The following is a 503-nucleotide window of genomic DNA, read 5'->3' as shown; positions in this document are numbered from 1 at the left end:
TCTTGTCGGGATGACGGACTTCGGCGACCAGGTCGACTGCGTGGGCACGGCGGGTAGCACGCTCGGCGGGTCCGGCCGGGCAGCGTGGCGGCGCGATCGGCGGTCAACGACGCTGGGGCTCCGCCGTCCAGCGGGTACGACAGCAGGACATGCAGCCGGTTGACGACCTGGGCGCGGCGCCGGACGAAATTCATCCCGGTGTTCGCTGAGCAGCCTCAGCGTCTCGGCGTGGTCGTCCTGGCGATGCTGCCGGTCCCCGCCGGTGAGCGCTGCCACCGCGACCGAGCGGGCATCGACCTGACCGGCCTGGCGGCCGTGCCCGATGGCCAGCGGACGCACCCGGCTGCCGAGTTTGGACAGCACGTCCACGACGGTGATGTCGTCGTCGATCAATCGCCGGGTCAATGGCCGGCCCAGGCCGTTGCTGGCCTCGATCGCCCAGCAGATGCCCGGAAACCGTCGTGCCAGACGACGCAGCTCACGATAGCCGCAGCGGCCTGCCG

At 71.2% G+C, this 503-nt stretch carries 1 protein-coding gene; it reads right to left on the bottom strand.

Annotated features, from left to right (window positions below; translation table 11 throughout):
* Window positions 1–503: IS110 family transposase (locus ABD793_RS42580; protein ID WP_486303696.1), on the bottom strand; the 503-nt coding region annotated here is incomplete at both ends.

The organism is Amycolatopsis ultiminotia (assembly GCF_039536925.1).
In the GTDB taxonomy this organism is placed as follows: domain Bacteria; phylum Actinomycetota; class Actinomycetes; order Mycobacteriales; family Pseudonocardiaceae; genus Amycolatopsis; species Amycolatopsis ultiminotia.
The sequence above is the reverse complement of the archived record's forward strand: the minus strand, read 5'-3'. Positions and strand labels throughout refer to the sequence as shown.